Source organism: Streptomyces sp. JNUCC 63 (assembly GCF_054366325.1).
Genome location: NZ_CM135963.1, coordinates 8450136 through 8470580, shown reverse-complemented (window position 1 = coordinate 8470580; position 20445 = coordinate 8450136). Strand labels below are relative to the sequence as shown.

Here is a 20445-nt window from a genome sequence, read left to right as displayed (position 1 = left end):
ACTTTCGGTCAGCGATCGGTCCCCAGGTTCTCACCGTGCTTCGACAGTGAGCCGAGTACCGGGTCGGCCGGCCCCTGTCCTGCGGCGGCGCGGCGGCGCGTCTCGCAACTGAGGTTGGCTTCTCGGGGTGACATCGATCTCTACGGCGGCGCGAGGGCCAGTCCGGTCTCGGCGATGAACCCGTCGAGGAGCTCGGGCCGGTACTGCATCTTCTTCAACCGGGTCCGGGCGAAGGCCGCGAGCTGGTCGGTGGTGCACGCTGCCAGGTTGCCCAGACTCCCCTTCAGGTTCGCCCACACGCCCTCATCCGGATTCAACTCCGGGCTGTACGGCGGGAAGTGGAACACCGTCAGCCAGGACCGTGCGGCGAGCAGGTCACGCATCGCGCGGTCGGTGTGCTGCGTGGAGTTGTCCCATACCAGCACGATTTCCGCACCGAGCTCGGCGTGCGCCGCGTCCAGAAGCGCCGCGAGGTCCGGCTCCTTGAAGCCCTTCTTCTCCTTTTTCCGCCCGGCGTGCTGAACCAGCATCCGGTAGATCAGCCGGGTGCGGGTGCCGGGCTTGGTGCACAGCATCGAGGCCAGGGAGATCCGCCCGGAGCCCTTGCCGCTGACCCTGACCACCGGCGGATGGCCGCGTCGGGACCAGGTACGCGCCTTGGGCGGCCTGATGCTCTGCCCTGCTTCGTCCTCGAAGCACAGCCAGGCATCCCGGTTCCTCACGGTTTTCCCACGCGGGGCCAGGCCTCCTTGACCCAGGTCGCTACGGCCTGCTCGTCGCGTTCGGCGGCCCGGTGCACGGGGCTCTGCACGGTCCAGCCCATCTGGTGCAGGATGCGCGAGACATGCTTGAGGCTGAACCGGACGTGGAACCGGCGGGCGATCACGGTCGCCACGCGGGCCAGGGTCCAGCGCTGGTCCTCGGTCCAGCCGTGAGCGGCGGGACCGCGGTCCAGCTCCGCTTCCAGCCAGGCCCGCCACTGCGGTCGCATCCGGCTGGGGAAGCCGCTGGGCCCCTTGGAGGCAAGGCTGTCCGGTCCTTTCTCGCGCCAGCGTGCGTGCCAGGCGTAGGCCGACTTCCGGGAGACCCTCAACCGCTTGGCCACCTCGGGCGGCGGGACCCCCTGGGCGAACATCTCGGCGGCCTCGAACCGCAGCCGCTCCCGCTGGGCACGTTGCTTCGCGGTCAGGCCGCCACCATCGGGGTACCGCATACCTCCGGAATACACCCATATACACTATTCGTCACCCCGAGAAGCCAAACTCAGAAGCGAACAGCGGAACCTTGTCAGTCAGCGTAGGCCTGAAAGACCTTGAGCGTGTCCTCATAGAGGTAGAGTCGGACGATCTTGTCGCCCTCGACCCGGAAATGCATGGCGACAGGCATCTCGTAAGCCCGGCCAGTGCTCTTGGCCACGCGCGTGAATCGTCCCAGCATGACTGCGTGCTCACCGTCGATCAGCAGCGCATCCACCTGGTCCACGTTTTTCTCCGGGACGATGTTGTCCGTAAGGGTCCTGAGGTAGTCGGCTACCTCCCCGCCCTTGGAGCGATGCCCGGTCCAGGGAAGAGATGACGCACCAGGGACGTACCAGTCGATGTCTTCCGCGAACGCGGAGGCAACCGCGTCCGGGTCTCCGGCGGCCAGCAGCCCGAAGAAGCGTTCCACGACCTCACGTGTTGTCATATTCAAAACCTTCCATAGGGGAAGACTGCGATCGTCATCCCGGAATGATGATGTGCCGCACGGATCTCCGTACGCAGCCCTGAAGAGCCGGGAAGAGCGCAAATGATCTCATGCCGGGCATCAGCGAGCACCTTCAGTAGAGCACTTATGGACCGCTCGGTCAAGAATCGTTTCTTTGGCGCCGGCCTTGCGTGCACCTTTGCCGTGCTGTGGTCTGCCCAGCGCGGTCCTTGCCGCCTTCGGGGGGCGTGCGGGTCAGCCTCACCCGCAACCCCCCACCCGAGCATTGCGCTCAGCGCAATCTTTTGCGATTATTGCAGACATGCATCCGATTGAAGAACTGGCCGCCCTGCGCAACCCGTTGCCCGAGCCGGGCGCCGTCACCCCCGAGGACTGCTACGACGACGCCTGCGAACAGGCCCTCGAGCAGCGCAAGAGGGACACCCTTCACCTGGAGGCCGCGAGCGACAACCAGCAGGTCGACCCGCTGCTGCTGGCGCTCGAGGATCTGAAGGCGCAGAAGGAGGCCGTCGACGCCCAGATCCGCCAGCTACTGGCCTACGGCCGCGAGTTCCACGGCAGCCGCCCCTATGGGCTGGAGGAACTCGCCCGCGCTGCCGGATTCAGCTTCTCCGGGGTGCGCACCGCCTACAGCGAAAAGGAGATCAGGCAGGTCACCGCGCAGATCGGCAGGGAGCCGAACCGGCCGCGCCGCGACACCGTCAAAGGCGGCCGGTAAGCGCGACGAACGGCGCGGTGCAAGGACGGCGGCGGGCGCGGCAGGGGTGAAGACACACCACCGCGTTCAGCCTTCGCCTTCTTCCGGCGGCAGGGCGACACACGCCCGGCTTGTCGTCGCCTGAGGACGTCCGCGGACAGGCACCATACGAAGCGGAGCCCGTCCGAGGCCCTTCGCACGCTGCCCGGACGGGCCACCAGCCTCCCCGATGGCCGGCGAATCGCAGGGCAAGAGTCGCGCGGTCGACCGGCTCCCTGTTGCGCGAGGGGGCGGAAGCCACTGCCGTTGGCTTCCGCCCCCTCGCGGTCGGTGATGGGTTTCAGTCCTGCGGCTCCCGCAGCACGACGCGGGAGAAGAACTCCTCCAGGGCCTGCGCGTCGAGTTCGCCGTTCAGGGACACGGACCGCTCCAGTGCTTCGCCCGTCACGTGGGCGGGGATGTCGAGATGCTGTTGCGCCTCGCCCATGATCTCGCCGATGTACCACTGGGCCGAGGTCGGGAAGTGCCGGATGAACCAGTCGAGCATCTTCGCCAGCGGCCTCGACAGGATCAGGTCGAAGGCCTTGAGCTGGCCGCCCCGGCGTTCGCTGACGCGCAGCGAGGCGGCGAAGTCCTCCAGGACGGCATGGCGGATGGTCGGTCCGAGGGCGTCGGTGGGGATGATCCGGTCGAGGCTGTCGGCAACCTCGAAGGCCAGTTGGTCGGCCACCTCCCGGACTGTCGGCTCGTTGCGGTGCCGCAGGACCCACCGCTTGCGGATGTCCGGCCGCTGCCACAGGAAGCGGAAGAAGTTCTCGCTGAACCGGTCGCGGACCTGAGCTGCCCCCGGGGCGAGACGGTGCCGGTCGCCGGCCGACATGGCCTCCCGCAGGCCCTCGGACGAGCGGCGCCGGGCTTCCACCCAGTCCTCGGCGACCGGGCGCGACCACTGGGCGCGGCCGCCGACGGTCGCCTGAGGCGGCGGCACGTCGTTCTCGCTTCGGGAGATGTAGCCCCGCAGGGTGGAGGCCGTGATGCCGGCCAGCGCGGCCATCTCCGGCACGCCGAGCAGTTGGTTCCCGGCGAGTTCGGGACTGGCCAGGTCAACGACGCACCTTGCGAGCGGGAGGGGGTCTGTCTGCTTCTGGTGGTGCTGCGCCCACAGGGTCAGGTGATCGAGCCAGTTCTCCGGCGCCGCGGTGGCCGGGTCGAAGGTGGCCACCTTGTGCACGTGCGCGCGGTCCGGGTGGGCGCGGCCGTCCAGCATGTCGTCGGCGTGGACGGTGGCCGTGGCGCGTGCTGTGCGGTGCGCGTAGTCCTCGGTGACCGGGTCCCAGATCCGGTTGGGCCGGTACCAGGCCTTACCGTCCCACCAGTAGCCGCCGGCCCTGAACAGCAGCGGGGCGCCCGACCAGTAGGTGTGCAGGCTGGCGGTGTCCTGGTCGTGCAGCAGGAGCACGGTGCGCCCGTGTTCGGGGTGGTAGCGAACGGCCCATCCCAGGTGGTGGGCGATGGGGTCGGTGGTGAAGGCCAGCCAGCCTCCTGCGCGGGAGGTGTCGCATCGGCCCCACATGCCTTCGCCCTTGTTGCGGCCGACTGCCTCGATGGCGTCGGGTCCGTCGTCGAGCGGCAGGTGCGAGTCGTCGACGAACGGCAGGCCGGGGACCGGGTGGTCGGTGCGCAGCCCGTTGGCGAGCGGGCGTATGTCGTTGACCAAGGAGCTCTCCTTCCCTGCTGTAGTGCTGTAGTTGGCTACAACGCTTTCGATGCCCATTGGTACACCAGCAGCAAACGGATTGGCGCAGCGTTTTTGAGACAAGGTTGGGCAACGGGACCGCCGCCCTTCGCTTTTGGGCTGTACCGTCAACAACTGGCGTTGTGTGTGGGCTCGTCCGGGTGACGGGTGCCGGGCAGGGCAACTGGCTCAGTCGGCGCTCCGTCTGGCCGTACGTGGAGCCGATCAATGAAGCGCACGTGTCGGAACCGGGGCTGATCGTCGTGGATGTCGCCGCCGCGGACGACCGGACGGCCATGGCGTTCCAGGGGACGATCGCCGCCCGGTGGGCGACCGCAACCGCGGACCGCATCACCCGGGACCCGGGACAGCCCGGCGTACGGCTGCGCTGCTACGTGGATCTGCGCCAAAGACTCGACGCCTGACGAGCGCCCGGGCCGGTGCGACGACCGGTCTGCGCGCGGGCCACGCGACGGGGTCACGCAACGGATCGAAGGCATCGGCTGACGCGGGCACTGCCGGAGCCGAAGCTGAGCGCTCCCGTACGCCAGCGTGTCCTGCGGCCGGGGCGGGCGGGAGAGCCGACGTGGACCGGTTCTGGAAGGCGGTGCGTTGCGGGGCGCGGCAACCTCCGCCGTGCGGGCACAGTTCGGTCCCCGGTGGGGCCAGCCAGTCAGGACGCCGCTCAGCGGCGTGGATGCTCAGGCACGTTGTCCGAGGGCGGCTTCCAGTGCTTGCCGGACCAGCAGAGCAAGATGCCGGGGGTGTGGGCAGGCCTCGGTCATGGAGAGCTCCATGCCCTCAAGGCGTCTGCCGTCGGAGCTGGTGTCGGCCAGGGGGATGAGGTCCCAGGCCGAGTCCGCGCGGTGGAAGTCCCATACGGTGCCGTCGCGGTCGGTCAGTTCGATGCGGCAGCCACAGCCGTAGTGGTCCAGCTCGGCACGGCCCGTGCCGTCCGGGAGGTGGCCGGGCAGAAGTTTGGCGCTGTCGCCGAGCAGGCCGGCCAGTTGGGTGATCGTGTCGTGGGCGTTGGCGGGCAGGGCACCTGCGTACGGCGTCGACGCCAGGATGTCCACCGCCGCGTCACAGGCCCGGGCATCGATGGCGCCGGAGGCTTTCTGCCCCGCCGCGCCGAGGGCAGTCTGGGCGGTGCACAGGCGCTCGGCCTCCCCCACTCCGTCGTAGTCGGGGGCTGTGATCTCCCCGCGCTCGGCCATGACGTCCAGGCACCCATCGAGCTTCTCCAGCGCCGCGCCGGCCGCGGCGATCTGGGCGAACAGGGCGGAGGCCGTCACCGCGACCTGCTGCGGTGTGTACAGGGCCCATTCGTCCTCCAGCGCGGCCGCGAGCCCAGCGGTCGCCTCGGCCCCCGCGATCGCTAGAGCGATGGTCTGCCCGGGATCGTCGGGCCCGGGTTCGGTGAGCAGGCGCACTCCCCCGCACACGTCATCGATCAGGCCCCTGTCGTCCGGCTCCTGGTAGCGCCGCCACAACGGCTCCTGTGGCTGTGCCGGCTGTGTCATCGTCCTCACCCGCGTTCTGGTACGGCCGTTGCCGCCTGTCTCAACGAGTGGTGGCAGATGCGGGTGATCGGCCGAACGTGCCATCGCCGCACGGCATGGCGCAACGTGGCGGGAAGGCGCAGGGCGGTTGTTCGGGGTCAGGCCGTTTACCTGGATGTTTGCGTGAACTGGCTGCTGTGACGCGATATTTCGCTAGGCTGTCCGCTCAGGTGCGGGGTGTGCCCCGCTCTTTTTCATGTTCGGCCTGGCCCGGCAGTGCCCCGCCTTCTGGTGAGGCCACGCGCTGCCGGTGACCGCTGACCCGTGCACTCCCCGCAAGGCCCCGTCGCCGCTTGTCCGGTGCCGGGGCCTTCGTCATGCCCGCACACCGTTCAAGGGAGCTCCGTCATGTCCGAGCCGCGTTTCACCGACCCCGAACTGCAGGCGATCTACACCTCCCTCCTCCCGCCGGCGGCCGGCGGGCCCCAGTCCTCCAGCCCCGAGGCCGTCGCCGCCGCCGAAGGCCTTGACCTGGCGGACGACTTGGCCGCCGTACGGCGGCCAACAGCCCGGGGCTCGGCCACGCAGCGGCGCGCGGGACGTGCCGGTCGCCGCCGCCAGGACAGGCGGACCCTTGAGTCGCATGCGTTCACCCTGCTCAGCCGCCAGGCGGTACACCTGCGTCCGGCCGAGCTGCGCACCCGGGCGCGGGCCTGGGCACAGGCGGGACTGTGGCCGCAGGAGATGGAGGCATGGATCGCTGCCGTCGGCGTGGACGGTGCCGCCATCGCCCGGGACTGCCGCCAGGCGGGCATCGCCCTGTCGGTGATGGACGTCGTCCTGGACGGCGTGCGGGTCAAGCAGCGCCTGCGAGGCGGCGAGCCCGCCCTCTCCGTACAGGCCCGCGCCGCGAGCTGCGAGCGTCCCCTGTCTTCGTAGGCGTCGGCAGGAAGGCGGGCGGGACAACGGCTAGTGCTGTGACCGGATAGGTTCGCCGAGTCGGTGGACGAGGAGCGGACCGCGGCGGGCGCGGGGAGGCGGGCGATGAGTGACAACTACCTGACGGTGATTCCGACCGATCCGTACTGGCAGCCGAGTAAGGATGCGGCGGATCGTGCTGCGGCCATGCTGTCCGGGATGCTTCCTGACGACGGCGCCCGCCGTGGCCTGGAAGCCAAGTGGCACGACAGCGTCGAGGTGGTCATCTGCGGCTCCAACCTGGAAAGAATCTCCTGCCCGCACTGCGGTGCGGAGTTCGCACCTGGCTGGTGGGGTGAGGCCGTCTCGGAGCGCTACCACGAGGGCTTCTCGACGCTCATGGTGACGGTTCCCTGTTGCGACGTCGAGACGTCACTCAACGAACTGGTGTACGACTGGCCGATGGGGTTCGCGCGATTCAGGATCGAGGTCATGTACCCGAACCGGGCATGGCTGACCGACGAGGAACTGGCTTCCCTCACGGACGCGCTCGGACATCCCCTACGACAGATGCTCGTCCATATTTAGTGCTGTGCCCAGCCAGGTTCGCCGACGTGGTCAGGCTGCGGCTTTGAGGGGGCGTCCGCCCCAGCGGATGCCTTTCTCGCGGCGGATGCGGGCGCGTTCCTTGCGCTGGGCGGCGAGCACGTCTGGGTGGCGGGCGTTGGCATTGCGCCAACGCAGGTAGCGGTGCAGGGCCCGGGTCTGCGCGGGGTGGCTGCGATGGTTCGAGTTGGCCAGGGTGAACTGCCGCAGCGGGCCGAAGTGCGCCTCGATCGGGTTGGCCCAGGAGGCGTAGGTCGGAGTGAAGCACAGCTCGACCTTGTTCTTCTGCGCCCAGCGGCGGATGTCCGCTCCGGTGTGGGCGGAGAGATTGTCCAAAATGATGTAGATCGGGGCGCCGTCGGGGCGGGCGGCGCGGATCGATTTCAGCGCGGCCAGGGTGTTGGCGGTGCCCTTGCGGCGGCGGTTGACGCCCCACAGGGTGTCGTCGCCAACGGAGTAGCAGCCGTGGAAGTAGGTGACGCCGTGGGTGCGGCGGTAGGTCGCCGGCAGGCGGTTGGGCTTGCCCTGCTTCGCCCAGCAGGAGCCTGCGGTGGGCCGGATCCCCAGCGGTCCGAACTCGTCGAAGGCGAAGACCCGGTCCGGGAAACGGTCCAGGACCTCCTCGATCCGGTCCAGTTTCGCCTCGCGGTTGGGGTCGGGGGACTCCTTCCAGGTCTTGGTGCGCTGGAAGGTGATGCCGCGGCGGGCGAGCAGGCAGCGTAAGGCCTCGCGGCCGATGTGAATGATCCGGCCGTGGACTCTCCGCAGGTAGGCGACCAGCTTGCGCAGTGACCAGCGGGTGAAGGGCTGGCCGAGCTTGGTGGGGCGGGTGGTGGCCGTCTGGATGACGAAGTCCTCGTCGTCAGGGGTGAGCAGGCGGGGACGGCCTCCCGCCCATTGAAGGTCCAGACAGGCCAGGCCGATCTCGTTGAACCGGTGGATCACATCACGGACGGTGTCCTCGTCGGCCTGGACCAGCTTCGCGATCACCGGCACCCGGTTCCCGCCCGCCGAGGCCAGCAGCATCATCGCGCGCCGGTAGCGCACCGAGCTGGTGCTGCCCCGGCGCACGATTTGCTGCAGCCGCTGTCCCTCCTGGTCGGTCAGTCTGCGCACACGGACAGGCTCGGCCACCACGCCTCCAGCGGTCGGAACGGACGTCACCGCACATCCAACCGCCACGACCACCAACCCGGCGAACCTATGCGGTCACAGCACTAGCGAGGCGGTGGGATACCGACGGGATGATGCTGACAGCGGCTGTGCCCGGCCGTCGCGGCGTCACCCGTTCGGCTTCGTGATCCGGCATCGGTACAGGGCATCCAGTCTGTGCACTGGTGAGTGCCCCGCACGGTGATGCCGTGGCCGATCCCCGAGTTGGACCGCGGCATCACCGTGACGACCAAGGCGCTGTCACCGATTGGCGGCACCCGCGCCCTCAGGGGGCAAAAGGACCCTGGCCGCGCGCGCAGGCCATGGGGGGTTTACTGCTGCGCGGATGCCGGGGCGGGGGTGCCGGTCCAGTCGGTCTGGGGGGTGCTCCAGTCCTCCTGCAGGATCCGGGACAGCAATGCCGCCTGCTGCTGCGGCAGTTGACCGGCGTTCCTCTTCGTGCGGGCCTTGGCGAGCCAGGGGCCGATCATGACGTGTTCGCCGTCGACCTCGATCCCTTCCCGGGCGCCGGGCGTGCGTTGCCAGCGTTCGACGAACAGGGCGAGGATCTCGGCGGTCTGCGCGAAGCTGCGCCGCCGCGGCGTGCCCGGCCCGCCCACCGTACCCGTCCGCAGCTCGACGCGGTCGGGGGGTGATCGACAGTGGCGCGAGGGTGCCGGCGCGAGCGGCCGCGGTCGACACCCCGCACACCGTCTCCCACCAGGGCGGATGAGTTTTCGGCAAGGGCAGCCCTGCGCGACGGGCCGGCGCTGCTGGTCGGGCTGGTCTTCTGCGGCCGGTGCGGCAAGCGCATGGTCGTGCGCTACCAGCGCGGTGAGGGCATAGGGCTGCGGCCGGCCTACGAGTGCAGCCGGGCCAAGACCGACTACGGCGGCGAGCTGTGCCAGCAGCTGTCCGGGACCTGCATCGACCGCTATGTCACCGGCCTGCTGCTGGCGGCGATGGCACCGGCCGCGCTGGAGGTCTCGCTGCAGGCCGCCGAGCAGGCCCAGGCCCGCCGGGGTGAGGTGGACCGGATCTGGCACCAGCGCCTGGAGCGGGCGGACTATGCCGCAGGCCGGGCCCGGCGCCAGTATCAGCTGGCCGAGCCCGAGAACCGCCTGGTGGTCCGGGAGTTGGAGAAGGACTGGGAGCGTGCGCTGGCCGAGCGGCAGCGGCTCACCGAGGAGTACGACCGCTTCGCCGCGGCCCGGCCCCGCCTCCTCACCGCCGCCGAGCGCGAGCGGATCCGGGCCCTGGCCGCCGACCTCCCCGCCGTCTGGCGGGCGCCCACCACCACCGACGCGGACCGCAAACAGCTGATCCGGCACCTGGTCGAGAAGGTCCACCTCACCGTCATCGGCGACAGTGAACGCGTCACCGCCCAGGTCACCTGGGCTGGCGGGCACCGCACGAGGGGCGAACTCGCCCGCCCGGTCGCCCGCCTGGACCAGCTCAGCTACTGCCCCCAACTGGCCGCCCGGGCCCGCGCACTCGCCGCGGCCGGACACTCCGCCCGGGCCATCGCGAAGATCCTCAACGCTGAGGGCTTCCGCCCGCCCAAACGCCGCGAACACTTCGCCGCCCAGGGCGTGCGCAGGCTGCTGCAGGAACTGGGCTGCGTCAGCCGGCAGGAACAGACCCTCCGCCGGGGAGCACCCTCACTCGGCCCGCACCAGTGGTGGCTGACCGACCTCGCCCGCGAGATCGGCGTGCCCCGCGTGACCCTCTTCGGGTGGATCACACGCGGCTGGGTCACCGCCCACCAGCAACACGACGCCCGCCGGTCCTGGGTCGTCCACGCCGACCCCGCAGAGGTCGAATGGCTCCGCCGGCTCCACCAGCAGTCCCGCGGCCACCGCCCACGACAGGCCTGGCTCGACCACCAGCAGGCGGCGATAATCCCGAACGAGGAAGGAACCCGAGGCGATGACGTCGAACCGCAGCTATGACAGCACCGCGGCTTGCTCATCTCGACGGCGTGGCGCTCCTTGTAATCGGCCTTGTCGAACTTCGGCGGACGGCCGCCGCGGGAGCCGAGCTTCTTGCGGTTGCGGACCTGGTCGGCCTTCTCCGGGATGGTGCAGCCGATGCCGCGTCTGCGCAGATAGGCGCGGTTCCCTCGGGGCCGTACGCCTTGTCGGCGCGGACCTTGTCCGGCCGGGTTCGCGGCCGGCCCCGACCGGTGCGGGGCACCCGGATGCCCTCCAGGACCGGCTGGAACTGCGGACTGTCGTGTCGCTGGCCGGCGGTCACAAGCAGCGACAGCGGCTTTTGCCCCTGCTCGACCGCCAGGTGCAGTTTGGTGGTCAGCCCGCCGCGCGAGCGTCCGAGGCCGTGGTCGTCGGGTTCGGTGTCGACGCCGCCGGGAGGCTCCTTCTGCAGTGCCCCTTTTTACGCGCCCCGGCGGCATGCTGGTGGGCGCGGGCGACGGTCGAATCCACCGAGACGTCCCAGGTGATCAATCCCTCGGCATCGGCCTGGGCCTGCAGTTGCTCGAAGATGCGGCGCCAGGTGCCGTCCCGCTGCCAGCGCCGGAACAGGCCGTACACCGTCTCCCACGGGCCGTACCGCTCGGGCACGTCCCGCCAGGGAGCGCCGGCACGGGTGCGCCAGCGTATGCCGTCTATCAACTGCCGCTTGGTGTGCACCGGTGGCCGTCCAGGCTTCTTGCCGACCGGGAGCAAGGGCTCCAGCTTCGCCCACTGTGCATTCGTCAGATCATGCCGCCCCACGAAGTGGATCTTGACACATCAAGATCCACTTCTGAAACGCACCCTAGTCGCTGGTTGGTCAGGTCGAGGGAGGCAGACGTACGCTTGAGGTGTCCGGCTGGGCCATTCCGGTGGAGGTGCCCGATGGCCACCTCGCGCAAGCCGACCGCGCCGACGGCGGAGGCGATCGACCGGTTCTGCGGCCACTTCGATGACCTGTTCTGCCGCTTGGCCGAGCGCACCGCCCTGCGGCACTACCTCATCGGCCTGCTGCTGCCCCGTGAGCGCAACAAGACCCTGACCGAGCTGGCCGCGCTGGTCCCCGGGGCCGACCGCCAGCGGCTGCACCACTTCCTGCACGACGCCCCCTGGGATCCCGACGCCCTGGGCGCGCGCCGACTGGAGCTGTGGCGGCAGCACCCGGGCCTGGGGCCGCACACCAACGGGGTGCTCATCATCGACGAGACCGGGGACCCCAAGCGGGGACGAGGCATCGTGCTGGCCGCCCAGCAGTACCTCGGCAAGCTCGGCCACACCGCCAACGGCGTCGTCTCCGTCACCAGCCACTGGGCCGACGGCACCCGCCACGTGCCGCTGGGGGTGCGGCCCTACCGGCCGGCCGCCCGGCTGCCGAAGGGCAAGGCCGATCCGGCCTTCGCCACCAAGCCGGAGCTGGCCTGGCAGCTGATCGAGCAGGCCCGGGGGGCCGGCGTGCCCTTCCGGGCGGTGGTCGCCGACTGCGTCTACGGCGAAAACCCGAAGCTCGAGGGGCACTTGAGGGCCGCCAGGATCCGCTATGTGCTGGCCCTGCGGCCCAGCCACGGCACCTGGCAGTTCGTGGACGACCCCGCTCATCCGCCGGCGTTCACCCCCGCCGAGGCCGCCGCCCGCCTGCCGCTGGAGGACTGGCAGCGCCTGGTGCTCACCGACAGCCACCACCGGCCGCTGGTGCGCTACGTGGCCGAGCTGGAACTGGGCACCGCCTATGGCCCCACCCGCGGGGTGCGCCTGATCGCCGCGAGCGCCGACCCGACGGCTCTCACGGCCGATTCGACCTGGTTCATGGCCACCAACCTCTCGGTGACCGAGGCCAATGCGCTCGAGGTCTACCGGATCTACCGGCTGCGGGACTGGATCGAGCACTACTACAAGCCGGTCAAACACGAGCTGGGCTGGGCGGACTTCCAGGTCCGTTCCGAGGAGGCCATCGTGCGGCACTGGCAGCTGGTGATGCTGGCCTTCACCTTCAGCCTGCTGACCGCGGCCTCTCCCGACGGTGCGACAGGGAACGCCGACAGCACGGACAGTGGGCCGCTGGGGGAAAAATCCGCGACGGATCATCTGGCAGGACACACTGCGGCAGGTCCGCAGCTGGCTGTGCCCCTGGGCCCGCCTGCAGCTGTACTGGCACCGCTGGTCCACCGCTCCGCCCCCGCCGGAACTGGCGGCGCTGCTTGAGCATGTGGGCCACTCTCGCCCGCTGGCCGCCCCAACCTGACCAACCAGCGCTAGTGCTGCGTTCCTCAAGGTGGGCGTATGTTCGGTAGGGGGCGTGGGCAGGAGGGCGCCATGCCGAAGTTTCTGTATGCGCGACCGCCGGCCGATCCGGTCGAGGAGCGGAAGGTCCGCAAGCTGGCGGGGGCCCGGCATGCGCCGGGCGACTGGATCCTGCGGGCCCGGATGATCGAGGCCAGCTGGCGGGGGCTGCACACCACGGCGATCGCCGCCGAGCTGGGCTGCCACCCGCAGACGGTGCGGGAACGGCTGGCGCGGTTCAACGCCGAGGGCCTGGACGGGCTCGGCGACCGGCCGATCAGCGGGCGCCCGCGCCGGCTGACCGAGGCCGAGCGTTCGGCGATCATTGCCCTGGCCCGCGGCGACCCGCCCGGGCGCCCGGTGCCCGGCCCCGACGGCGCCCTTCAGGCCGCCGACGAGGCCGGGGCGCCGACCTGGACGCTGGATACGCTCACCGCGGCCGCCCGGGAGCGCGGTATCGACGTGCACCGCAGCCAGGTGCGCAGGATCCTGCTGGCCGAGCAGGTGCGCTGGCGCCGTACCCACTCCTGGGCGACCAGCAAGGACCCCGACTTCGCCCCAAAAGAACGGCGGTCGTCGGGCTCTACACCGACCCGCCGCCGTGCTCCACGGTGATCTGCGCCGACGAGCTCGGTCCGGTCATCCCGCGCACCTTCGCCCCCGCGCCGGGCTGGTCCGTGGGCGGGCACCGGATCAAGGCGCCGCTGGAGTACGCCCGTGGCCGGGAGAAGACCTGGGTGTACGGGGGCCTGCGCATCCGCGACGGCCAGGAGGTGACCTTCTGCGCGCCGCGGCGCAACACCGCCGGCTGGCTCCACCTGCTGCAGGAGATCGCCCGGGCCAACCCGCGGGGCCAGGTCTACGTCGTCGCCGACAATCTCTCCAGCCACACCAGCGGCCCCGTCCGCAGGTGGCTGAGGAAGCATCCGAGGGTCCATCAGGTCTTCATCCCCGTCGGCGCGTGCTGGCTGAACCTGGCCGAGGGGTGGTGGCGGATCTTCCGCAAGACCGCGCTGGCCGGGCAGACCTTCGCCGATCCCGACGAGATCGACCAGGCCACGGCCCTGGCCACCGCCCAGCTCAACGCCCGTGCCAAACCATGGGTTTGGGGACGCTCCCCGCCACCGCACCGCCGACTACGCCGGAAGTTCGTCTACCGGCTTTGAGGAACGCAGCACTAGAGGTGGCTCCCTGCCTGCTCTCTGCAGGTCAAAGGCGTGCAGTCACTCTACAAGGGCGGGCGCCGCGTGCCACGCCTTACGGCCGCCACCAGCCAGGCCCCTCCGGCAAGTCCGGGAGCTGTCGTACGCGATTCGGCTTGCGTCGGAAATCGGCACGGGAGCAGAAAGGACGACCCTGCTCTCACGTCTGTCATGCGAGGTGCTTTGCGTGTTTCATAGAGGTGTGGTCTGCGGTGCGCGACCATACGGACGCGGCACAGCACATTTTCCAGCCGGTGGGCGCCGTGGCGCGCTGATTGTGTGGGTCGACGGGCTCGACACCAACAAAGCCAACGACGTCAAGAGCGGCAACCGGCAGGCAGAACACCGAGGCAGGAAGAAGGACGGACATGTCCGGCAGTGAAAGCGAGAATCCGGCAATCCCTTCACCGACGCCCACACCGACTCGGCGGCCCAGGACGAACCGGGACTGGTGGCCGAATCAGCTGGACCTTCAGGTTCTCCACCAGCACTCGCCACGATCCAGCCCGATGGACGAGGACTTCGACTACGCGAAAGAATTCGCGACCCTCGACGTCGACGCACTGAAGCGTGACGTCTTCGAGGTGATGACGACATCCCAGGACTGGTGGCCTGCGGACTACGGTCACTACGGGCCGCTCTTCATCCGGATGAGCTGGCATGCCGCGGGAACGTACCGCATCGCGGACGGCCGCGGCGGTGGCGGAAGCGGCGCACAGCGCTTCGCCCCCCTCAACAGCTGGCCGGACAACGCGAGCCTGGACAAGGCGCGCCGTCTGCTTTGGCCGGTCAAACAGAAGTACGGCCGGAAAATCTCCTGGGCCGATCTTCTGGTCTTCGCCGGAAACTGTGCCATGGAATCCATGGGATTCAAGACGTTCGGGTTCGGTTTCGGGCGAGAGGACATCTGGGAACCCGAGGAGATCTTCTGGGGTCCCGAGGACACATGGCTCGGAGATGAGCGCTACAGCGGCGACAGGGAACTCACCGGTCCTTTCGCCGCCGTGCAGATGGGACTGATCTACGTCAATCCGGAGGGGCCCAATGGAAACCCGGACCCGATGGCCGCCGCCCGGGACATTCGGGAGACGTTCGCGCGCATGGCGATGAATGACGAGGAGACAGTCGCACTCATCGTCGGCGGCCACACCTTCGGCAAGTGTCATGGTGCGGTCGAAGCCAGTTATATCGGCCCGGAACCCGAGGCCGCCCCCATCGAGCAGCAGGGCCTCGGCTGGCGGAACACATACGGCAGCGGCACGGGCCCCCACACGCTCACCAGTGGTCTGGAGGGCGCATGGACCACCGAGCCGGCCAAGTGGGACAACGGGTACCTGGACAATCTCTACGGGTACGAGTGGGAGCTGACGAGCAGCCCTGCCGGCGCCCACCAGTGGACTCCGTCGGATCCCGCGGCCAGGAACGCCGTACGCGACGCCCATGATTCGTCGAAGCGGCACGCCCCCATGATGCTGACGACGGACCTCGCGCTGAAGGTGGACCCGGTCTACGGCCCGATCACGAAGAGGTTCCACGAAAACCCGGACGAGCTCGCGGTGGCGTTCGCCAAGGCGTGGTACAAACTGCTGCACCGCGACATGGGACCCCTCTCGCGTTACCTAGGCCCGTGGATTCCCGAGCCGCAGCTGTGGCAGGACCCCGTTCCCGACGTCGATCACGAACTGGTCGGGGACGAGGACATCGCTGCCCTCAAGAGCAGGATCCTTGCCTCGGGCCTCTCCATCGCCCAGCTGGTCACCACCGCCTGGGCATCGGCGGCAAGCTTCCGCGGCACCGACAAGCGCGGCGGAGCGAACGGGGCACGGATCCGGCTGGCGCCGCAGAAGGACTGGGAGCTCAACGACCTCCCCGAGGTGACCGAGGTGGTGCGCACGCTCGAGCGGATCCAGCAGGACTTCAACGTCTCTCAGACCGGCGGAACGCGGGTCTCCCTCGCCGACCTGATCGTCCTCGGCGGGTGCGCGGCCGTCGAGCAGGCCGCGCGGAACGCCGGGCACGACGTCACGGTGCCGTTCGCACCGGGGCGTACGGACGCCTCGCAGGAGCAGACCGACGCGGCGTCGTTCGCCGTGCTGGAGCCCAAGGCGGATGCCTTCCGCAACTACCTTCCGGCTGGCGAGAAGCTGTCGCCGGAGACCCTCATGCTGGACCGCGCCAACCTGCTGACCCTGACCGCTCCCGAGATGGCGGTGCTGATCGGCGGCATGCGGGCCCTGAACACCGGTTTCAAGGGGTCCCCCCACGGGGTCTTCACCCACCGGCCGGGAGTCTTGACCAACGACTTCTTCGTCAACCTGCTCGACATGCGCACGGAGTGGAAGGCGTCGGCTACGGAGGAGAACGTGTTCGAAGGCCGGGATCGCGCCACCGGCGAGGTCAAGTGGACCGCCACCGCCGTCGACCTGATCTTCGGTGCGCACTCCCAGCTCCGAGCCGTCTCGGAGGTCTACGCGTCCCAGGATGTGGGAGAGAAGTTCGTACGTGACTTCGTGGCAGCGTGGAACAAGGTGATGAATCTCGACCGGTTCGACCTCGCCTGAGAGGTCCTAACAAAATAGGGTATTTGCGCTATCTTGGATGTGCTGGTCCGGATCCGTCCTGGCCGGGGAGGTGCACGATGTCCCGCCCCAAGCCCTGGGAAATCGACGACGACCTGTGGGCGCTGATCGAGCCGCTGCTGCCAGTGGTCGAGCGCCGCCCCGACCATCCGGGCCGCAAGCGACTGGACGACCGCAAGGCCCTGCAGGGCATCCTGTTCGTGCTGGCAACCGACATCCAGTGGGAGTGGCTGCCGCAGGAGCTGGGCTTCGGCTCGGGCATGACCTGCTGGCGTCGGCTGCGGGACTGGAACGAGGCCGGTGTCTGGCACCGGCTGCAGGAGATCCTGCTGGCGAAGCTGCGTGGCGCGGACCAGCTGGACTTCTCTCGCGCTGCCATCGACGCCTCCCACGTGCGGGCCCTGCGGGGTGGCCCAAAACCGGGCCGAGTCCGGTCGACCGCGCCCGGCCGGGCTCGAAACACCACCTGATCACCGATGCGCGCGGAACTCCGCTCGCGGTCTCGCTCATCGGCGGCAATCGCAACGACGTCACCCAGCTGATGCCGCTGCTCAAGGCGATCCCCGCGGTGCGGGGGCGCCGCGGGCGCCCCCGGTTCCGGCCGCGGCGGCTGTACGCGGACCGCGGCTACGACCACGACCGCTACCGCCGCAAGGTCCGCACCCTGGGCATCACCCCGGTTATCGCCCGCCGCGGGCAACCCCACGGCTCGGGCCTGGGCGTCCACCGCTGGGTGGTTGAACGCGGCCTGTCGTGGCTGCACGGTTTCCGGCACCTGAGGATCCGTTGGGAGCGCCGGGACGACATCCACGACGCCTTCCTGCAGTTGGCGGTCTGCCTCATTCTGTACCGGCGCGTCCGAGCACTCTGTTAGGGCGCGTATCGAGTCGTGATCAATCTTGGGGTTTGCCCTCGCTCCGAGGCCTGATCCGGTAGATCGTCTTGTGTGACGCGAGTGCAACTGACAGACGAAGAGTGGGAGTTCATCGGGCCGTATCTGCCGATCGGCGAGTACGGCCCGTACCCCGAGCGCCTGCGGCAGCAGTTCGAGGGCGTGATCTGGCGGTTCAAGACGGGCGGGCAGTGGCGGGAGATGCCGCAGGAGTTCGGTGCCTGGTCGACCGTCTCCAACCGCTTCCGGCAGTGGCGTGACGCCGGCGTGTTCGAGGCCCTGCTGGAGGGCATGATCGCGGAAGCCGCGAAGCGGGGTGAGGTGGACCTGTCCCTGGTCAGCATCGACTCCACCACCGCGCGGGCACACCACGACGCTGCCGGGATGCACCTGAGCGAGGACGTGTTCACCGCCCTGGAGAAGGCCGCCGCCGAGGAGGAGAAGGCCAGGTCAAAGGGGGCAGCTCCGAAGAACAAAACGGGCAGGGAACCGGAGACGATCCCGGGCAGGAAGAACGACGACGCGTCCGACGCCGGCGGAAACTCCGTCTGAAGGCTGCCCTCCTGGGACGCTCGAGGGGCGGGCAGACCAGCAAGGTCCACCTCGCCGCCGACCGGAAGTGTCGCCCGCTGGCGTTCGTTCTGACTGCGGGCCAGGCCGCGGACAGCCCGCAGTTCATCCCCGTGCTGGGGAAGATACGGGTCCGCGGGCCTGTCGGCCGCCCCCGCACCCGGCCGGACGCCGTCGCCGGGGACAAGGCCTACTCATCCCGCCGCAACCGCGCCCACCTGCGCAAGCGCCACATCAAGGCAGTCATCCCGGAGAAGAAGGACCAGGCCGCCAACCGGAAGAAGAAGGGCTCCAGGGGCGGCCGTCCCGTCAGCCACGACGCCGACCTCTACAAGGAGAGGAACACCGTCGAGCGCCTGATCAACAAGCTCAAGGCCTGGCGAGGCATCGCCACCCGATACGACAAGACCCCAGACAGCTACCTCGCCGGCCTCCACCTGCGCGCCTCGATGATCTGGATCAAAGACCTCACCCGGACCGGCCAATGATCACAACTCGATACACGCCCTAGTCCGGCGGCGGCACCCACGAGTTCGTCAACTGGTTGTCCACGCGGGGCCGGCGGCTGTCCTACTCGGTCGGCATGACCATCACCGACGCCATCCACCAGGCCGTCTTGAAGGTTCCCGCCTCGGCCTGGACGGTAGCCGTCGAACCCGGCGGCCAGATCCGCGACGGCGCCTGGGTGGCCGAACTCAACGGAGACTGCCTGAAAGGCTGGCCCAAAGGAATGCGGCTGATCGTCCGCAAGGAACGCCCGCACCCTGGCGCCCAGCTACGCTTCACCGACGCCGACGGCATGCGCTTGACCTGCTTCGCCACCAACACCATCAACACCCCGATCGCTGCGCTGGAACTGGGTCACCGCCAGCGCGCCCGCGCCGAAGACCGCATCCGCGCCGCCCGCGCCACCGGCCTACGCAACCTTCCGCTCCATGACATGGCGCAGAACCAGATCTGGCTGGAGATCGTCCAGATTGCCCTGGACCTGCTCGCCTGGATGCCGATGCTCGCCCTGACCGGCAAGCCCCGTCTGTGGGAACCCCGCCGGCTCCGCCTGCGGCTGTTCTCCACCGCCGCCCAACTGGTCACCACCGGCCGCCGCATCCTCCGCCTCGCCCACCACTGGCCATGGAGCGATGTGATCATCGAGGCCCTGGACCGGCTCCAAGCCCTGCCGAAACCCGGCTGACCAGCACGTTCCCTTCCCTGCAAACAACACCACCCCGCCGGACAGGGTCATTGCTTGATCGAGAAACGTCCGGTTCGCGGTTCTCGTGAGTGATGGAACGTCATGAGCCGCTCTGTGGCGGATCGGACGGGAAAACGGTGCAGGCACGGCGTCGGTGATCATGTGGTTGTCGAGACCCATGAGAACCGAGCGAGACCGTGCCTGCCCGAACATCATCCCCCATGCCCCCGGCGTTGGAGCAGTTGGCTGCCCAGACCGCCCCGCTCACCTTGGAGGCAGCCGCTGACCTGCGTCGATTCCTGGCCGCCGTCCCCGACCCGCGCGATGTTCGGGGGCGGCGCTACCCGGCGCTCGCCCTGCTGTGCGCGGCAGCGGCGGCGGTGCTGGCCGGCGCCCGCTCGCTCATCGCCGTCGGCGAGTGGATCGCGGACGTCCCGCAGTCCGTCGTGGGCGTCCTGGGCTTCGCGGCCGACCCGCTCACCGGGCAGCGGGCCGTGCCGCACCCCGCCACCGTCCGCCGTCTGCTCGAACGCGTCGACGGCGACGCACTGGACGTGGCGATCGGCGCCTACCTGCAAGCCCGTCAACCGCCCGCCCCGCAGCGGGAGGCGGCCCCGAGGCGGTCGCCGCTGCGGCCGGTCGCGGTGGACGGCAAGACGGTCCGCGGCTCGCGCACCGCCCAGACCGCGGCTGTCCAACTCCTGGCCGCGATGACGCACGGCGGCACCGTCCTGGCCCAGCGGCAGGTCTCCTCCAAGAGCAACGAGATCCCCTCGTTCCGGCCCCTGCTGGACGGCCTCGACCTGGAGCACGTCGTGATCACCACCGACGCGCTGCACACCCAGCACAGTCACGGGGCCTACCTGCACACCCGCGGCATCCACTACCTGGCCGTCGTCAAGCGGAACCACCCCGGCCTGTACGCCCAGGTCAAGCACCTGCCCTGGCGGGACGTCCCGCTCGACCACCGCACCCGCGACAAGGCCCACCACCGCGACGAGATCCGGCGGTTGAAGGTCGCCGCGTTCTCCAGCATCGACTACCCCGGCGCCCGGCAGGCCATCGAGGTCGTGCGCCGGCGGCGCGACCTGGCGACCGGAAAGCTCACCATCGAGCGCGTCTACCTGATCACCAGCCTGGACGTCTTCGACGCCACCCCGGCCGAGCTCGCCGCCTGGATCAGAGGCCACTGGAGTATCGAGAACCTCCTGCACCACGTCCGTGACCGGACCTTCCGCGAGGACGACTCCAAGGTCCGCACCGGCCACCTGCCCCGGACCATGGCCAGCCTGCGCAACCTCGCCATCAGCGTCTTCCGTCAGGACGGCGAGACCAACATCGCCGCCGCCCTCCGCCGCACTGGCCGCGACCATCAGCGGCCGCTACGAGCCCTCGGCCTCACCTGACAAAACCGGACACTTTTCGATCATGCAATGACCCTGC

19 protein-coding genes and 2 pseudogenes are annotated in these 20445 nt (G+C 69.5%); 13 read left to right on the top strand and 8 right to left on the bottom strand.

Annotated features, from left to right (window positions below; translation table 11 throughout):
- Window positions 1-140: 140 nt before the first annotated feature.
- Both ACX25U_RS39525 and ACX25U_RS39520 read right to left on the bottom strand, forming a co-directional pair.
- Window positions 141-1213 (bottom strand): IS630 family transposase gene (locus ACX25U_RS39525; protein WP_454385098.1). Its coding sequence is split into 2 segments (ribosomal slippage): window positions 141-730 and window positions 730-1213, totalling 1074 coding nucleotides; the frame shifts between segments, so codons are not numbered across the junction.
- A gap of 74 nt (window positions 1214-1287) precedes the next feature.
- The gene (locus ACX25U_RS39520) at window positions 1288-1686 is read right to left on the bottom strand and encodes a nuclear transport factor 2 family protein (RefSeq protein WP_454387268.1); all 399 of its coding nucleotides are present in this window, start codon (window positions 1684-1686) and stop codon (window positions 1288-1290) included.
- Between the two features lie 322 nt (window positions 1687-2008).
- On the opposite strand from ACX25U_RS39520, the gene ACX25U_RS39515 reads away from it, so the two are divergent.
- Window positions 2009-2425, top strand: a complete 417-nt coding sequence (locus ACX25U_RS39515) for a hypothetical protein (RefSeq protein ID WP_454387266.1) — start codon at window positions 2009-2011, stop codon at window positions 2423-2425.
- A gap of 319 nt (window positions 2426-2744) precedes the next feature.
- On the opposite strand, the gene ACX25U_RS39510 is transcribed toward ACX25U_RS39515, so the two are convergent.
- Window positions 2745-4121: a hypothetical protein gene (locus ACX25U_RS39510; protein ID WP_454387265.1), complete on the bottom strand. Its 1377-nt coding sequence runs from the start codon at window positions 4119-4121 to the stop codon at window positions 2745-2747.
- A 233-nt stretch (window positions 4122-4354) separates the two neighbouring features.
- Between ACX25U_RS39510 and ACX25U_RS39505 the strand changes: the two genes are divergently transcribed.
- A complete protein-coding gene (locus ACX25U_RS39505) occupies window positions 4355-4564 on the top strand; it encodes a DUF6207 family protein (RefSeq protein WP_454394714.1) in 210 nt (69 codons plus the stop codon).
- A 276-nt stretch (window positions 4565-4840) separates the two neighbouring features.
- Here the strand turns inward: ACX25U_RS39505 and ACX25U_RS39500 are convergent, their stop codons facing one another.
- Window positions 4841-5662 (bottom strand): hypothetical protein, encoded by an 822-nt coding sequence (locus tag ACX25U_RS39500; RefSeq protein WP_454387263.1) that lies wholly within the window; start codon window positions 5660-5662, stop codon window positions 4841-4843.
- Between the two features lie 387 nt (window positions 5663-6049).
- On the opposite strand from ACX25U_RS39500, the gene ACX25U_RS39495 reads away from it, so the two are divergent.
- Complete coding sequence (locus tag ACX25U_RS39495) at window positions 6050-6580, top strand: hypothetical protein (RefSeq protein ID WP_454387262.1); 531 nt, start codon at window positions 6050-6052, stop codon at window positions 6578-6580.
- A 105-nt stretch (window positions 6581-6685) separates the two neighbouring features.
- A complete protein-coding gene (locus tag ACX25U_RS39490) occupies window positions 6686-7147 on the top strand; it encodes a hypothetical protein (protein ID WP_454387261.1) in 462 nt (153 codons plus the stop codon).
- 30 nt (window positions 7148-7177) lie between these two features.
- Here the strand turns inward: ACX25U_RS39490 and ACX25U_RS39485 are convergent, their stop codons facing one another.
- Entirely contained in the window at window positions 7178-8299 is a 1122-nt protein-coding gene (locus tag ACX25U_RS39485) for an IS630 family transposase (RefSeq protein WP_454387260.1), read from the bottom strand.
- A gap of 350 nt (window positions 8300-8649) precedes the next feature.
- Window positions 8650-8937 (bottom strand): hypothetical protein, encoded by a 288-nt coding sequence (locus ACX25U_RS39480; RefSeq protein ID WP_454387259.1) that lies wholly within the window; start codon window positions 8935-8937, stop codon window positions 8650-8652.
- Between the two features lie 42 nt (window positions 8938-8979).
- On the opposite strand from ACX25U_RS39480, the gene ACX25U_RS39475 reads away from it, so the two are divergent.
- Window positions 8980-10269 (top strand): zinc ribbon domain-containing protein, encoded by a 1290-nt coding sequence (locus ACX25U_RS39475; protein WP_454387258.1) that lies wholly within the window; start codon window positions 8980-8982, stop codon window positions 10267-10269.
- A 16-nt stretch (window positions 10270-10285) separates the two neighbouring features.
- Here ACX25U_RS39475 and ACX25U_RS39470 read toward each other — a convergent pair whose 3' ends face one another.
- Together ACX25U_RS39470 and ACX25U_RS39465 are read right to left on the bottom strand one after the other, a co-directional pair.
- The gene (locus ACX25U_RS39470) at window positions 10286-10612 is read right to left on the bottom strand and encodes a transposase (protein WP_454394712.1); all 327 of its coding nucleotides are present in this window, start codon (window positions 10610-10612) and stop codon (window positions 10286-10288) included.
- A 14-nt stretch (window positions 10613-10626) separates the two neighbouring features.
- On the bottom strand, window positions 10627-11052 hold the full coding sequence (locus ACX25U_RS39465) for an IS5 family transposase (protein ID WP_454387257.1): 426 nt from the start codon (window positions 11050-11052) through the stop codon (window positions 10627-10629).
- A gap of 123 nt (window positions 11053-11175) precedes the next feature.
- Here ACX25U_RS39465 and ACX25U_RS39460 point away from each other — a divergent pair, with 123 nt between their 5' ends.
- The 8 genes and pseudogenes from ACX25U_RS39460 to ACX25U_RS39425 all read left to right on the top strand — a co-directional run bounded on the left by ACX25U_RS39460 (window position 11176) and on the right by ACX25U_RS39425 (window position 20408).
- Complete coding sequence (locus ACX25U_RS39460; RefSeq protein WP_454387256.1) at window positions 11176-12489, top strand: IS701 family transposase; 1314 nt, start codon at window positions 11176-11178, stop codon at window positions 12487-12489.
- A 111-nt stretch (window positions 12490-12600) separates the two neighbouring features.
- On the top strand, window positions 12601-13182 hold the full coding sequence (locus ACX25U_RS39455) for a helix-turn-helix domain-containing protein (protein WP_454387067.1): 582 nt from the start codon (window positions 12601-12603) through the stop codon (window positions 13180-13182).
- Window positions 13179-13733, top strand: coding sequence for a transposase (locus ACX25U_RS39450; protein ID WP_454387069.1), 555 nt, complete (start codon window positions 13179-13181; stop codon window positions 13731-13733). The genes ACX25U_RS39455 and ACX25U_RS39450 overlap by 4 nt, the downstream gene beginning before the upstream one ends.
- Window positions 13734-14137: 404 nt before the next feature.
- Window positions 14138-16330, top strand: coding sequence for a catalase/peroxidase HPI (gene katG, locus ACX25U_RS39445; protein ID WP_390832668.1), 2193 nt, complete (start codon window positions 14138-14140; stop codon window positions 16328-16330).
- A gap of 77 nt (window positions 16331-16407) precedes the next feature.
- A protein-coding gene (locus tag ACX25U_RS39440; protein ID WP_454387254.1) for an IS5 family transposase occupies window positions 16408-17222 on the top strand; the annotation gives its coding sequence in 2 pieces (ribosomal slippage) (window positions 16408-16765 and window positions 16765-17222; 816 coding nt in all).
- 72 nt (window positions 17223-17294) lie between these two features.
- Window positions 17295-18298, top strand: a pseudogene (locus ACX25U_RS39435) (IS5 family transposase).
- Between the two features lie 23 nt (window positions 18299-18321).
- Window positions 18322-19002, top strand: a pseudogene (locus ACX25U_RS39430) (transposase); the annotation flags it as partial.
- Between the two features lie 221 nt (window positions 19003-19223).
- Window positions 19224-20408 carry an ISAs1 family transposase gene (locus ACX25U_RS39425; protein WP_454387252.1) on the top strand — a complete coding sequence of 395 codons (1185 nt, stop codon included), beginning with the start codon at window positions 19224-19226 and terminating at the stop codon, window positions 20406-20408.
- The last annotated feature ends 37 nt before the right edge of the window (window positions 20409-20445 follow it).

What these genes read in the sequence shown, in the direction of transcription:
- ACX25U_RS39490 (WP_454387261.1), top strand. Translation starts at nt 6,686, where the DNA reads ATGAGTGACAACTACCTGACGGTGATTCCGACCGATCCGTACTGGCAG.
- ACX25U_RS39520 (WP_454387268.1), bottom strand. Translation starts at nt 1,686, where the DNA reads ATGACAACACGTGAGGTCGTGGAACGCTTCTTCGGGCTGCTGGCCGCC.
- ACX25U_RS39515 (WP_454387266.1), top strand. Translation starts at nt 2,009, where the DNA reads ATGCATCCGATTGAAGAACTGGCCGCCCTGCGCAACCCGTTGCCCGAG.
- ACX25U_RS39495 (WP_454387262.1), top strand. Translation starts at nt 6,050, where the DNA reads ATGTCCGAGCCGCGTTTCACCGACCCCGAACTGCAGGCGATCTACACC.
- ACX25U_RS39455 (WP_454387067.1), top strand. Translation starts at nt 12,601, where the DNA reads ATGCCGAAGTTTCTGTATGCGCGACCGCCGGCCGATCCGGTCGAGGAG.
- ACX25U_RS39425 (WP_454387252.1), top strand. Translation starts at nt 19,224, where the DNA reads ATGCCCCCGGCGTTGGAGCAGTTGGCTGCCCAGACCGCCCCGCTCACC.
- ACX25U_RS39460 (WP_454387256.1), top strand. Translation starts at nt 11,176, where the DNA reads ATGGCCACCTCGCGCAAGCCGACCGCGCCGACGGCGGAGGCGATCGAC.
- katG (WP_390832668.1), top strand. Translation starts at nt 14,138, where the DNA reads ATGTCCGGCAGTGAAAGCGAGAATCCGGCAATCCCTTCACCGACGCCC.
- ACX25U_RS39500 (WP_454387263.1), bottom strand. Translation starts at nt 5,662, where the DNA reads ATGACACAGCCGGCACAGCCACAGGAGCCGTTGTGGCGGCGCTACCAG.